Origin of the sequence: Mariniphaga sp. (assembly GCF_041687215.1) — a bacterium.
Taxonomy (GTDB): Bacteria; Bacteroidota; Bacteroidia; order Bacteroidales; family Prolixibacteraceae; genus Mariniphaga.
In genome coordinates this window covers 1-12,999 of the sequence record NZ_JAWLCI010000059.1, presented here as the reverse complement: position 1 = coordinate 12,999, position 12,999 = coordinate 1, and the positions used below count along the sequence as shown (strand labels likewise).

The following is a 12,999-nucleotide window of genomic DNA, read 5'->3' as shown; positions in this document are numbered from 1 at the left end:
TCCATTTTTATAGAGCGGCATAGCGGTTCTTTAAAATGATTTGTTATTCCAATACCATTTTTTATTGTGGTTTCTTTCCGAAATTCGTTGCAAAGAGTATTGAAGACGACATATTTTGGTGAATAAACAATTGGAATTCCGGGGTCATGAAGTTTATTGAGATAATTGAACTATTTCAGTTTATACATCTTCCCAGGTAAAGCCAACAGCAGGTTTTTAAATTCCATATTTAGCAACAGCGCCGAAACTCTGCTGCCCGGCATTTTCAGTTCAGAAGAAATCTGGTCGATAAACAGTTCACCTTCATTTTTCAGTAATTCCATCACTTTTTCTTCATCAGGAGTTAAATCTATGAAAAGTGCGGATTGCACTACTTTTTCTTTTTCTGTGGTTTCCCAGCCCATAAAATATTCCAAATCGTCGATGCCCTGAATCAGACTGGCTCCATTGAGCCGGATGAGTTTGTTGCAGCCCCGCGAGTAAGTATCATCCACCCTGCCGGGAAAAGCAAAAACATCGCGGTTGTATGACGAGGCAATTTCGGCAGTGATAAGCGCACCACCTTTTTCGGCCGATTCGATAACAATGGTGGCATCGGCCAGACCGGCAATAATACGGTTCCGGCGAACAAAATTGGGCGGGTCTATTTTGGTTCCACTGGGAAAATCGGAAACCAATCCACCATTTTCCAGCATTTTCCGGGCAGTGTCGGCATGCAGCGACGGATAAATTTTATCCAGTCCGTGTCCCACCACGCCAACGGTTGCCACATTATTTTTCAGTGCCATTTTGTGGGCATGAATGTCAATTCCGTAAGCCAGTCCGCTCACCACCAACATAGAATGATTCCGTTCTGCAAAACCCTGAATCAGTTGTTCACAAATAGTTTTACCGTATTCCGTTGCATTCCTTGTTCCCACAATGCTTACAATGCGCTGCTCGTCGAGATTCATATTTCCTTTGGAATACATAATAATGGGTGCGTCAGGACAAGGTTTCAAGCGGCGCGGATAATGTTTGTCGGTATAAAACCGCACATCTATCTTGTATTTTTGAATGAATTCAAGCTCCTTTTCGGCTTTTTCGAAAACGCCGTTATTTTTAATGCGTTTGGCATTCACCTCGCCAATGCCCGGAATCTTTACCAATGATTTGAACGATTCGGAAAAAACCTTTTCGGCACTACCAGTATATGCAACCAGGTTTCTTGCCAGTACACCGCCAATGCCGGGCACCATGGAAAGTGCTATTTTATAAAACAATTCATTACGTGCCATTAGTCAAGGGGAAAAGTTAAACACCTAATATTTGCAATAATCTTTCCTGTAATAGTCTGCGCTCGTTTAACGAGAGAGCCGTTAAACTTACAGAAGGGTATTCGGCGACCCCCCTCCGGGTTTTAACAACCAGCGTTAAATCTGACAATTTTCCAAAAATGGAATTATCGAAATGTGCACTGTACAACATAGGTTGCGGAAATTCAATGGAATTGAAATTTGTTTTTCCAAAACGTACTGCCTTGTAATAGCGTAACACTACTTTCCCGTTGGCATCACTGAATTCAACAAACTGATAATCAATTACCTGAAAATAAAGGAACCAAAGGGTAAAAACCCCTACCATGGCAATACCGTAAATGGTGTAATCAAGCAGAAATAAAGCCAACGCAGCCACAGCAATAACAAGGCTTACAAGAAAAAAAAGACGTCGTAAATGAACAGCTTTTTGTTTATTTGAAATGGTCATTATCGTAATTTTTTGTAAAAATTTTTGGCCTCGCGGCATAAAAAAACCCTGAATACAAATTTATTGTAACTTTACCGCAATTTAACAGGTAACTATGGGAAATTCAAAAATTTACTCAAAAATAATTTACTCCAATTCTCCTGATGCTGAGTTAGCAGAATGGGTTACCGGTTACGAAAAAGGAAAAGTATTCCTGGTAACCGAGGAAAATGTAGATAGATTATGGCTGCCCGGATTAAACGAATTTCTTGAAAACCAATTCATTCGAAAACTAATTTTGCCCGCAGGTGAGCATAATAAAAAGCTGGAATCAGTTGCGCAAATCTGGGAATTTTTATCGCAAAACGGAGCTGACAGAAAATCGCTGTTAATTAACATTGGCGGAGGGATGTTAACCGATTTGGCCGGTTTTGCAGCTTCAACATTTAAACGTGGCATCGATTTTCTGAATGTCCCCACCACACTTCTTTCGCAAGTAGATGCATCGGTAGGCGGAAAAACCGGCATCAACTTTAATGGTTTGAAGAATGAAATAGGTGCGTTTAAAGACCCGGTTGCGGTAATTATTAACACTGAATTTTTGAAAACCATTGATCATCCGAATTTTCTCTCCGGATTTGCAGAAATGATTAAACACGGATTAATTAAAAACACCGACCATCTGGATGAACTGAAAGCCTTCGACCTTGAAAATATAAATTACAAAAGTCTGTTGCAAATCATTCAAAATTCGGTGAATATTAAGGAATACTATGTGATTAATGATCCTACAGAAAAAAACATTCGCAAAGGACTGAATTTTGGACATACAGCAGGACATGCCTTTGAAAGCCTGGCCATGGAGCAAAACCGCCCTGTATTGCACGGTTATGCTGTGGCCTGGGGAATGATTGCCGAATTGCACCTTTCGGTAAAAAATTGTGGTTTCAGCGAAACAGATTGCAATAGCTTAACACAATGGCTTCTAAGTATTTACGGAAAGTTTGGAATTGGAGAAAATGACTTTGAGCGGTTATTTGACCTGATGACACACGACAAGAAAAACGAATCGGGCCGTATAAATTTTACACTTCTTGCTGAACCAGGTAAAATAAAAATCAACCAGAACTGCGAAAAGGATTTGATTTATGAGGCGTTGAACTACTACAAAAGTTTATGATTGCTTTTTGGATTTTAGTGATTCCGTGCCATTGTGACTGTTTATTTTCGAATTCCGAAAACACCAAAACACGAATCTCTGCAAAAAAATATATCAGATATGCGTTTTCAGGTAAAAGCAAATCAACATACCATTATCGGGCGAATTAATCTTCCCGCCTCAAAAAGTATCAGCAACCGGGTACTGATTATAAACGCCTTGTGCTACAATCCGTATCCCGTAAAAAACCTCTCAGATTCGGATGATACCCGCGTTTTACACCAGGCACTTTTTTCCAATCAAAATAAATTCAACATTGGTCACGCAGGTACTGCCATGCGTTTTCTCACAGCTTTTCTTTCAAAAATTGTTGGAGAATGGGAAGTTACCGGCTCGGAGCGTATGAAACAACGCCCTATCGGAATTCTGGTAAATGCGTTGAACCAACTGGACGCCCGCATTGAATACCTGGAAAAGGAAGGTTTTCCTCCACTGAAAATTTTTGGTTCGCACCTGAAAGGCAAAACACTGGAACTGGACGGAAGCATTTCCAGCCAATACATTTCGGCACTGCTGATGATTGCTCCAACCATTGAAAATGGCCTGGTTTTAAAACTGAAAGGCGACATCACCTCGCGCTCATATATTGAACTGACGCTGAAACTGATGGCCCGGTTCGGAATTCAGTATAAATGGGAGTGCAACTCAATAACTGTACCCGAACAAAACTACCTGCCGGGCGAATTCACCGTTGAAGCCGACTGGTCGGGCGCTTCTTACTGGTACCAATTGCTGGCGCTGGCAGAAAAAGGGGAAGTGTTTTTGGAAAACCTGCAACTGGACAGTTTGCAAGGCGACGCAAATATTGCGACCTGGTTTGAACAGTTTGGCGTTTTTTCGGAACAAAAAAAAGAGGGTGTTTTGCTTGCCAGAACCAAATCTGCTCAACCAGAAAAACTGGAACTCGATTTTATTGAAAACCCGGATGTGGCCCAAACCTTTGCCTGCCTTTGTGTGGCAAAAAAAGTCCCGTTTCATTTTTCAGGCTTGAAAACACTAAAAATTAAAGAAACCGATCGGATTGCCGCTTTGCAAAACGAACTGGAAAAATTCGGTGCAACCCTCACCGAACCGGCTGAAGGCGAACTGGCCTGGGATGGAAAAATAAATTTATCGAAAGTTGAAAAAATGCCACTCATTAAAACGTATCACGATCACCGCATGGCACTGGCTTTTGCACCCATAGCGCTAGCCGGTTACAATCTGGAAATTGACGATCCAATGGTGGTTACCAAATCGTATCCGGCATTCTGGAAGGATTTGAAAGCGATTGGTTTTAATATTACCGAATCTGAAAATTAGTCCCGGAAAATTTTTATTACCTCATCCGAATTCCCGGTATCAATGGTTTTCGATTTCTGTTGTCCTTCCGCTCCGGCAAATTCCAACCGGTACGTTTTGTTTTTTTTCAGCCTGAATTTCAGAAACTTGTTCAAATCGTCAGTTGGTAAAGGAGTATAGCCAAAATCAATTTGAGTTTCACCATCAAAAACGGTAACCCTCTGTGAAATCCGGCCTTGCCCACTTTGCTCATTTTCATTTTGATACAAAACGATGTCCACTAAAATGTCATCTTCCTTCAGTTCGTTTCCGACAAGTTGCTCCTGATAAAGCCTGATGTACCGGTCGGTAACGTTCACTGCATGAATTTCCCTGAAATCGCGGTCCCAAACCAGCGGATAATGAGTTTCGGCAGGTTTATATGAAGCGGCATAAATCCAGTGCACCGGCTTCTGCGGGTCGGCTTTCCCGGCGTCGGCCAAAAACCAGCTTTTATTCAGCGCATCGGGATAATATTCTGTGAAATACCATTCGCCGTCAACCCAAACTTCCACCCAACTGTGGTTTCCGCGCATGTTGGTCCAAAGCGGCGTACCCGCAATGCGGGCAGGAATTCCCACCGAACGGAATGCGTTGACCAGCAAAAAAGAAAGCCCCGTGCATGTAGCCATTTGTTCTTCAATAGCCTGAAACGGACTGATATTTACCGCGCTTCGTTTCGTGTTATATTCCACACCTAACTCTTTCATAATGTTAAAGTTTACCGAGTCGATGGCCTGGTAAATATTTTCACAGTCTTTTACATAGGGTGAAAAACGATTGTAAAAATCTTCACGCCAGTTATCCCGTTTTTCATCCAGATTGTAATATGGCAACACTTCATTCAGGAAAATGGAGTCGGGCAGATTTTCACACCACACAAACTCTTCGCGCGCCTGAAAAGCTCCGTTTATCTGATCCAAAATATAATTTGAAGAAAGTGATTGTAAATCCTGTTTCGGCATGTATGCCAGTAAAAACGCAGCCGCCTCTTTCTGATTCTTTTTTGTATTTTGCAAAACCGTTTCCAGTTCACCTACATTCTCACCTGCTTTTAGGAAAGCCGAATCCAGAAGTGAATGGTAACTTTTTGGTACACCTTTGTATTCACTTTGACAGGAAGTAAAAATAATTCCGGCCAAAATAAATCCCCACAATATCTTCTTCATAAAACAACGTATTATAATTTGATGAAAATTTTCTTTTTGTACAGAATCCAGGCCGGAATGAAGTTGAAACAGATAAACAGAACAGCGTACAACAAACTGCCAAACTTTAAACTCCACCCGGCCGATTCGAACATGTTAATAAAATGCACATTCAAACTGCTTCCCCAAAATTTGATATTGTAAAAAAGCTGTCCCCACACATCGGCCAGTACATAAACCGCAATGGCGTTTGAGCCGAAAATGATACCAACCTTTGTAAAGCGCGTGCGGCCCTGCATATCCACAAAAAACATACTGATGGCCAGCACCATGGCTGCCAGTCCGGAAGTGACCATCACAAATGAACTGGTCCAGATGTTTTTGTTGATGGGGAAAATAAAATCCCACCAATAACCGATGGCAAACGCAAAAAACCCGAACGAAAACAGGTAAATCACTTTTTTCTCCTGCGACATTTTGCTCAGAATGAGATGCCCAGCCAGCATTCCGGTAATTCCGGTGGCAATGGCAGGCAGCGTGCTGAAAATTCCCTCGGGGTCCCAGGTTTTCTGCCACATGTAACCGGGCAGCAGTTTACTGTCGATCCAGGCCGCCAGGTTGGCGCCGGGTTCCAGCATCGGTTGTCCGTAACCCGGTGTTGGAATTAAAACCATCGCCAGCCAGTATCCCACTAAAAGGACCACTGCCACAATGGCCTGAGTTTTCCATTTCGAATTCAGAAAAAGCAAAGCCGAAACCAAAAACACAATGGCAATACGCTGTAAAACACCAGCGAACCGAATATTTTCCAAATCAAATTTTGGGAACAGCCACAACAAAATGCCCACAATGAAAATTTTCAATGCCCTGAAAACGATTTTCCTATACATCGGATTTTTGGGAACTCCGGCCTGCAAACGCTTGGAATATGCCAGTGCGATGGAAACACCAACAATAAAAATAAAAAACGGAAAAATGAGGTCGGTAGGTGTAATGCCGTGCCAGTCAACATGTAATAAAGGCTTGTAAACGTGGCTCCAACTACCAGGGTAATTCACCATAATCATTGCAGCTATTGTAAAGCCACGGAAGGCATCGAGGGAAATCAATCGTTTAAATTCGGCCATTTTATTATCTTTGATTTTAAAAATTTATCGAAATTTGCTCACTCTCTTTTTGAAAATTTTAGGATGTCAAACTTAAATAATTTGTCGAAAATGAAAAACAGTGTAGTCGCTTTTTCCATGGTTTTGTTACTTTTTACCGGATGCAAGCAAAAAACGCCTGTTCCCGGCGAAATAAAAATGAATTGGGAACTGGTTAGTAATGAATATGCCGAAACACCCAAAGCAATGGCCAAGTTCTCAATAGAAAACAACAGTCAGTTCACTTTTAAAGATGACAACTGGGCGCTCTATTTCAACCAGATGCCCCGAACTCCGCTTTCTGCCGACAAAAATGTGGAAATTCAGTTCATCAGCGGCGACTGGTTTGTGATGAAACCTACAGAAAATTTCAGTCTGAAACCGGGTGAAACCATTGAAATTACTACCGAACATTCCGACTGGATTATTAAGGAAACAGATGCACCACTGGGGCCTTACTTCGTTTTTTACGACAAAAAAGGAAATGAAACCGATACGGTTCCTGTAACCGATTACACCATTTTACCATTCACCCGGCCCGAACAGGCCAATCGTCATAAAAACGATTACGAGCCCATTCCCACTGCGGAATGGAATTTTGAAAACAACACGAATCTGTCGGTTTTGGCAAAAGATGAACTTTTGCCGGTCATTCCCAGTCCGGTGAGTTACAAAGTCACCGGCAATAAAGTGGTTTTCGACGATTACGTAAGGATTTTACACACCGAAGGACTGGAAAACGAAGCCCGTTTTATTTCAGAATTTCTGGGAAAACTGATTGGCGGTCAACCAACTGTGGAACAGACAACCGAAGCTTCGCCCTACAGTATTTTCCTCACAACCGAAAAATTATCTGTGAACGGGAAAACAGCAGAAGCGTACCGGATGGAAATCAAACCCGATAAATCCATCAGCATAACCGGAAGCGACCCGGCAGGTGTTTTTTACGGCATCCAAAGCCTGATTTCCATGCTTCCGGTAGAAATTTTCAGAGGAGAAGATGCCGAAGTGGCACTTGATGAAGTGGTGATTGAAGATGCGCCCCGGTTTCCTTACCGAGGTCTGCAGATTGATGTGGCACGCAGTTTTCAGACCAAAGAAACCATCAAAAAAATGATTGACATTTTGTCGTTTTACAAGGGAAATTATTTTGTGATTTACCTCACGGAAGACGAAGGCTGGCGCCTTGAAATCGATGGATTGCCAGAATTAACCGAAGTGGGCGCTCAACGTGGTCATACCTCAAAAGAAGCCAACTTACTTCATCCCTCATACGGTTCAGGGCCTTTCCCTTATGCAGACGGAACTTACGGCAGCTGTTACTACACCAAAGAAGATTTTATCGAAATTCTGAAATATGCACAGGCCCGGCATGTAAATATTATTCCGGCAGTAAACTTTCCGGGACATTCAAGGGCAGCCATTAAGTCGATGGAAGCCCGTTACGAAAAGTACATGGCGTTGGGTGACGAAGAAAAAGCAAACGAATTCCGGCTTATTGATCCGGAAGAAAACTCGAAATACATTTCGGCACAGTGGTACACCGACAATGTGGTGAATGTGGCCCGCGAATCAACCTACAAATTTTACGAAACGGTTGTGGATGCCATCATTGCTTTGTATGATGAAGCAGGCGTGGAACTGGAATTTTTCCATACCGGCGGCGACGAGGTTCCCGAGGGCTCCTGGAGCGAATCACCTATGTGTGAGGAGCTGCTGAAAACCTTGCCCGAAATTACCGACCCCAAAAACCTGCAGGCGGTATTCTTCCGGAGGGTTGTTGAAATGCTCAATTCCAAAAACCTGAAAATCGGCGGTTGGGAAGAAGTGGCCCTGTTAAAAGACAGCAAAGGCCAATACATTCCGAATCCTGAATTTGCCGGCAAACAGGTTTATCCTTACGTTTGGAATAACCTGGGGGCCAACACCGATCTGGCATACAGAATGGCCAATGCCGGTTATCCGGTGATTCTTTGCAATGTTTCCAACTTTTATTTCGATTTGGCTTACAACAAAGACCCGCGCGACCCGGGACATTACTGGGCCGGATTTGTAAATACACGCGATGCCTGGCAGGTGGCGCCGTTTAATATGTTTTTAACGACCACACACACCAGCATGGGCCGCAAAATCGATATTGAAAATGAATATGCCGGTCTGGAACGCCTGAAACCGGAAGCAAAAACCAATATTGCAGGTGTTCAGGCACAAATATGGAGCGAAACCATTAAAGGCGAAAGAATGCTGGAGTATTACCTGCTTCCCAAGCTGATTGGTTTTGCAGAAAGCGCGTGGTCACCCGAACAAAACTGGGAAACTATGGATGACCGTTCCCGTCGCGAAGCAGAAATGGAAAAAGGCTGGAACATTTTTGCCAATAAGCTGGCGCAAAAGGAACTGCCCCGCATGGCCGGAATATTTGGCGGCTTCAATTATCGCGTACCGGCACCGGGAGCTAAAATAGAAAACGGAAATCTGGTGGCAAACTCAGCCTATCCGGGATTAACCATTCGCTATACCACGGATGGAACAGAACCGACACAAACGTCAACCGTTTATAAAGAACCGGTTCCGGTTTCCGGAAAAGTAAAATTGAAAGCATTTGATACAGCAGGAAAAGGGAGTTTGACGATGGAGCTCAATTAAAAACTCCTATCATTACAAGTGTAAAATACTTACAATTCTGGAATCCATTTCCAGAATTGTAAGATTTACCCGCTATCTCTTATTCCTAAAGAATTCCTGCAGCAGTTCTCCACATTCGGTTTCCAGAACACCGCCCACAATTTCGGTTTTGGGGTGCAGGGCTTCTGGTGCAAATTTCCGGAAGCCGCGTTTGGGGTCGGATGCTCCGTAAACAATTCGTCCAACTTGGGCCCAGCCCAGCGCACCGGCACACATGGCGCAGGGTTCGAGTGTAACATACAGGGTACAGTCGTTCAGATATTTCCCGCCCAACAGGTTGGCAGCGGCGGTAATGGCCTGCATTTCGGCATGTGCAGTTACATCATTCAGGGTTTCGGTTAAATTATGCGCACGGGCAATAATTTTATTGTTAGCCACCACCACCGCACCCACCGGAATCTCTCCTTCATCGAAAGCCTGAACCGCTTCGGCAAAGGCTTTTTTCATAAAATAATCATCACCAAACGGCTCTATCATATATCCTTGTTTAAGGCCGTGAAATTGCTAAAATCTTCTTATTTTCGCAACCAAATCTAAAAAAAGGTATCATGTACAGAACACATACGTGTGGAGAATTAAAAGCAGAATATATAGGACAAACAATAACACTGGCCGGCTGGGTGCAGCGCATAAGGGATTTGGGAGCCATGTCGTTTATCGATTTGCGCGACCGCTACGGAATTACCCAGTTGGTAGCCGACGAAAACACTCCGGCAGAATTGACCGAGGTGCTGGAGCAACTGGGGCGTGAGTTTGTAATTCAGGCCACCGGAACCGTTCGTGAGCGTTCGAGCAAAAACAAAAACATGGCAACCGGAGACGTTGAATTAGAGCTTAAGGAAATAAAAGTTTTGAGTCCTTCGGCCGTTCCGCCATTCACCATACAGGATGATACCGACGGTGGCGATGATTTGCGCATGAAATATCGTTACCTCGATTTACGCAGAAGTGCCGTACGCAAAAATCTCGAACTGCGCGCCCAGATGGCTCATGCAGTCCGTTCGTACCTTACAGAAAACGGATTTATTGAAACCGAAACGCCTGTGCTTATCAAATCCACACCCGAAGGTGCCCGTGATTTTGTGGTACCCTCGCGTATGAATCCTGGCGAATTTTACGCCCTTCCGCAATCGCCGCAAATTTTTAAACAGTTGCTGATGGTGGCCGGGTTCGACAAATATTTTCAGATTGTTAAGTGTTTCAGGGATGAAGATTTGCGTGCCGACCGCCAACCGGAGTTTACCCAGATTGACTGCGAAATGTCGTTTGTGGAACAGGAAGATGTGCTGAACACTTTCGAAGGGCTTACCAAATATACGTTTAAAAAAGTTTTGAATGTGGAAGTGGACAACTTCCCGCGGATGCCCTACTCCACTGCCATGGAAAAATACGGCTCCGACAAACCCGACATCCGGTTTGAAATGTTACTTCATGATATTACAAATCTGGCTCAGAGCAAAGGTTTCAGCATTTTCGATTCGGCAGAATACATAGGCGCCATTTGTGCCAAAGGTTGTGCCGAATATTCGCGAAAACAGATTGATGAACTGACCGAATGGGTGAAACGCCCGCAAATTGGGGCCAAAGGAATGGTTTACGTAAAATACAGTGATGACGGCAGCTTTAAATCATCGGTGGATAAATTCTATTCAGCCGAAGACTTAAAAACCTGGGCAGAAAAACTTGGCGCCAAACCGGGCGATTTAATTCTGGTGCTTTCAGGTGACAAAGCGAAAACCATGGATGCGCTCGGCACACTTCGCCTCGAAATCGGCAACCGGCTGGGATTGCGCAAAAAGGGCACTTACAAACCGCTTTGGGTGGTCGATTTTCCGTTACTGGAATGGGACGAAGAGGGCAAACGGTTTTTTGCCATGCACCATCCGTTTACATCGCCAAAACCCGAAGATATTGCGTTACTGGATACCGACCCAGGAAAAGTGCGTGCCAATGCCTACGACCTGGTAATCAATGGTGTGGAAATTGGTGGAGGTTCTGTAAGAATTTACGACTCGGAGTTGCAGGCCAAAATGTTCGACATTCTTGGATTTACTCCGGAACAAGCCAAAGCACAGTTCGGATTTCTGATGAATGCATTTAAGTACGGTGCACCACCGCACGCCGGAATCGCGTTTGGTTTCGACCGGCTGGTTTCGATGTTTGCAGGTCTGGATTCCATCCGCGATGTAATTGCTTTTCCGAAAAATAACTCCGGGCGCGATGTAATGAACGATTCACCGTCGCCAATTTCGCAAGAGCAATTGGACGAATTGTATCTACAATTAAAAAAGCATGATTAAATTCTGAATAAACAGACTTATTTCAAAAAAACATTCGTCCATATATGAAAAGACAGTTTCTTGCCCCTAAATTCATGAACATTTGGTTTTAAACAAAATCATTTTTAAATTTAGCAAAATTTAAAAACCAAAAATTATTATTACGTTAAGAGCAAAAATACCTTTATTAAAAAAGTAAGTTTGGATTCGAAAACGAAAACACTTACAGGGGAAAAGAGTCAATCCTAAATGTACTAATTGAAATTTAAGCAGTTGTATTGCTGTTTCACTATGAAACAAATAAATAAAAAAGGAAAAAACAGGTATTTCCATTACCAAAAAGAAATTCTGAATACCATTTCAGAAACAGCTTCATTTATTGATAAAAATTACCGGTATGTTTTTGTGAACACGGCTTTCAATAAATTTTTCAGAAAAGAAACCGAAGAAGTTGTTGGGAAAAAAATAAACGAATTATGGAATTCTGATGATTTCGAGCATAAAATTCGACCTGCCATGGAGAAATGTATGCGAGGAAAGCCGGTTTTTTTATTGTTCGAAGGGCTTATTCCAACTGGTGAAAACAAAATTTTGGAATGGAATTTTTATCCTCACCGGAATTCCAACGGTAGAATAGATGGATTAATTTCTACTGCAAAAGATGTTACTGAGCACAAAAAATCAGAGCAGGCGCTGCTTGAAAGTGAGGCGCGTTTTAAAGAGTTAAATGCCACAAAAGACAAACTTTTTTCTATAATTGGCCACGATTTGAAAGGCCCGTTAAACAATATTCTGGGATTTTCTGAATTGATTGATCAGAATTTTGATACTTTTTCAGAAAAAGAAAAAAAACAATACGTTAAATTAATTTATAAATCTTCGGTTACGGTAACCGAACTCCTTGAAAATTTGCTTACATGGTCACGTGCTCAGAGGAATATTTTAACTGTTTCACCCCATAACATTGCTGTATATTTTACCATTGAAAAATGTTTTGGGCAATTAATACAAAATGCATTACAAAAAGAGATTCGGCTAAAAAATAATATCCAGCCTGAAACAGTGGTTTATGCAGACGAAGAAATGATTACCACAGTAATCAGAAATCTTGTTTCGAATGCCATTAAATTTACACACCGTGGTGGAACCATTTCAGTAATTTCACAATCTTCGCCTGAACAGGTGCTACTAGGAATTAAAGATACCGGAATTGGAATTGCTCCCGAAATAATGTCTCAGCTTTTTAAACCCAATGAAAACCACACCAGCCTTGGTACCGAAGGAGAAAAAGGTACCGGACTGGGGTTGATTATCTGCAAAGATTTGGTGGAAAAAAACAACGGTAAAATTTGGGTTGAAAGTACCCTGGAACAAGGAACAACCTTTTGGTTAACATTTCCTCCCCAAAAGTTGGAATAAAAAAAAGGATTAAACTGTATTTCAACAATTTAACCCTTTCAAAAGTCGGGGTAGCCGGA

Annotated in this window: 10 protein-coding genes; 5 read left to right on the top strand and 5 right to left on the bottom strand. The window is 42.6% G+C overall.

All coding sequences use genetic code 11. The annotated features are described in order from the left end of the window. Window positions 1-170: 170 nt before the first annotated feature. Both dprA and ACESMA_RS17035 read right to left on the bottom strand, forming a co-directional pair. Entirely contained in the window at window positions 171-1,277 is a 1,107-nt protein-coding gene (dprA, locus tag ACESMA_RS17040) for a DNA-processing protein DprA (protein ID WP_372950064.1), read from the bottom strand. A 16-nt stretch (window positions 1,278-1,293) separates the two neighbouring features. Then, window positions 1,294-1,746: a hypothetical protein gene (locus ACESMA_RS17035; RefSeq protein ID WP_372950063.1), complete on the bottom strand. Its 453-nt coding sequence runs from the start codon at window positions 1,744-1,746 to the stop codon at window positions 1,294-1,296. A gap of 94 nt (window positions 1,747-1,840) precedes the next feature. Here ACESMA_RS17035 and aroB point away from each other — a divergent pair, with 94 nt between their 5' ends. Next, the gene (gene aroB / locus ACESMA_RS17030) at window positions 1,841-2,905 is read left to right on the top strand and encodes a 3-dehydroquinate synthase (RefSeq protein ID WP_372950062.1); all 1,065 of its coding nucleotides are present in this window, start codon (window positions 1,841-1,843) and stop codon (window positions 2,903-2,905) included. Window positions 2,906-3,004: 99 nt separating this feature from the next. Next, a complete protein-coding gene (gene aroA / locus ACESMA_RS17025) occupies window positions 3,005-4,246 on the top strand; it encodes a 3-phosphoshikimate 1-carboxyvinyltransferase (protein ID WP_372950061.1) in 1,242 nt (413 codons plus the stop codon). On the opposite strand, the gene ACESMA_RS17020 is transcribed toward aroA, so the two are convergent. Together ACESMA_RS17020 and ACESMA_RS17015 are read right to left on the bottom strand one after the other, a co-directional pair. Beyond that, window positions 4,243-5,433 carry a transglutaminase-like domain-containing protein gene (locus tag ACESMA_RS17020; protein WP_372950060.1) on the bottom strand — a complete coding sequence of 397 codons (1,191 nt, stop codon included), beginning with the start codon at window positions 5,431-5,433 and terminating at the stop codon, window positions 4,243-4,245. The two genes, aroA and ACESMA_RS17020, sit on opposite strands and share 4 nt — an antisense overlap. An 11-nt stretch (window positions 5,434-5,444) precedes the next feature. Further along, the gene (locus ACESMA_RS17015; protein ID WP_372950059.1) at window positions 5,445-6,539 is read right to left on the bottom strand and encodes an acyltransferase family protein; all 1,095 of its coding nucleotides are present in this window, start codon (window positions 6,537-6,539) and stop codon (window positions 5,445-5,447) included. Window positions 6,540-6,629: 90 nt separating this feature from the next. On the opposite strand from ACESMA_RS17015, the gene ACESMA_RS17010 reads away from it, so the two are divergent. Next, window positions 6,630-9,203 carry a family 20 glycosylhydrolase gene (locus ACESMA_RS17010; RefSeq protein WP_372950058.1) on the top strand — a complete coding sequence of 858 codons (2,574 nt, stop codon included), beginning with the start codon at window positions 6,630-6,632 and terminating at the stop codon, window positions 9,201-9,203. A 72-nt stretch (window positions 9,204-9,275) separates the two neighbouring features. On the opposite strand, the gene ACESMA_RS17005 is transcribed toward ACESMA_RS17010, so the two are convergent. Then, the gene (locus ACESMA_RS17005; RefSeq protein WP_372950057.1) at window positions 9,276-9,719 is read right to left on the bottom strand and encodes a nucleoside deaminase; all 444 of its coding nucleotides are present in this window, start codon (window positions 9,717-9,719) and stop codon (window positions 9,276-9,278) included. Window positions 9,720-9,790: 71 nt separating this feature from the next. On the opposite strand from ACESMA_RS17005, the gene aspS reads away from it, so the two are divergent. Next, entirely contained in the window at window positions 9,791-11,542 is a 1,752-nt protein-coding gene (gene aspS, locus ACESMA_RS17000) for an aspartate--tRNA ligase (RefSeq protein ID WP_372950056.1), read from the top strand. 270 nt (window positions 11,543-11,812) lie between these two features. Beyond that, window positions 11,813-12,940 carry an ATP-binding protein gene (locus ACESMA_RS16995; RefSeq protein ID WP_372950055.1) on the top strand — a complete coding sequence of 376 codons (1,128 nt, stop codon included), beginning with the start codon at window positions 11,813-11,815 and terminating at the stop codon, window positions 12,938-12,940. The last annotated feature ends 59 nt before the right edge of the window (window positions 12,941-12,999 follow it).

Coding starts and splice junctions, on each gene's coding strand:
- dprA (WP_372950064.1), bottom strand. CDS start 1,277: ATGGCACGTAATGAATTGTTTTATAAAATAGCACTTTCCATGGTGCCC.
- ACESMA_RS17035 (WP_372950063.1), bottom strand. CDS start 1,746: ATGACCATTTCAAATAAACAAAAAGCTGTTCATTTACGACGTCTTTTT.
- aroB (WP_372950062.1), top strand. CDS start 1,841: ATGGGAAATTCAAAAATTTACTCAAAAATAATTTACTCCAATTCTCCT.
- aroA (WP_372950061.1), top strand. CDS start 3,005: ATGCGTTTTCAGGTAAAAGCAAATCAACATACCATTATCGGGCGAATT.
- ACESMA_RS17020 (WP_372950060.1), bottom strand. CDS start 5,433: ATGAAGAAGATATTGTGGGGATTTATTTTGGCCGGAATTATTTTTACT.
- ACESMA_RS17015 (WP_372950059.1), bottom strand. CDS start 6,539: ATGGCCGAATTTAAACGATTGATTTCCCTCGATGCCTTCCGTGGCTTT.
- ACESMA_RS17010 (WP_372950058.1), top strand. CDS start 6,630: ATGAAAAACAGTGTAGTCGCTTTTTCCATGGTTTTGTTACTTTTTACC.
- ACESMA_RS17005 (WP_372950057.1), bottom strand. CDS start 9,719: ATGATAGAGCCGTTTGGTGATGATTATTTTATGAAAAAAGCCTTTGCC.
- aspS (WP_372950056.1), top strand. CDS start 9,791: ATGTACAGAACACATACGTGTGGAGAATTAAAAGCAGAATATATAGGA.
- ACESMA_RS16995 (WP_372950055.1), top strand. CDS start 11,813: ATGAAACAAATAAATAAAAAAGGAAAAAACAGGTATTTCCATTACCAA.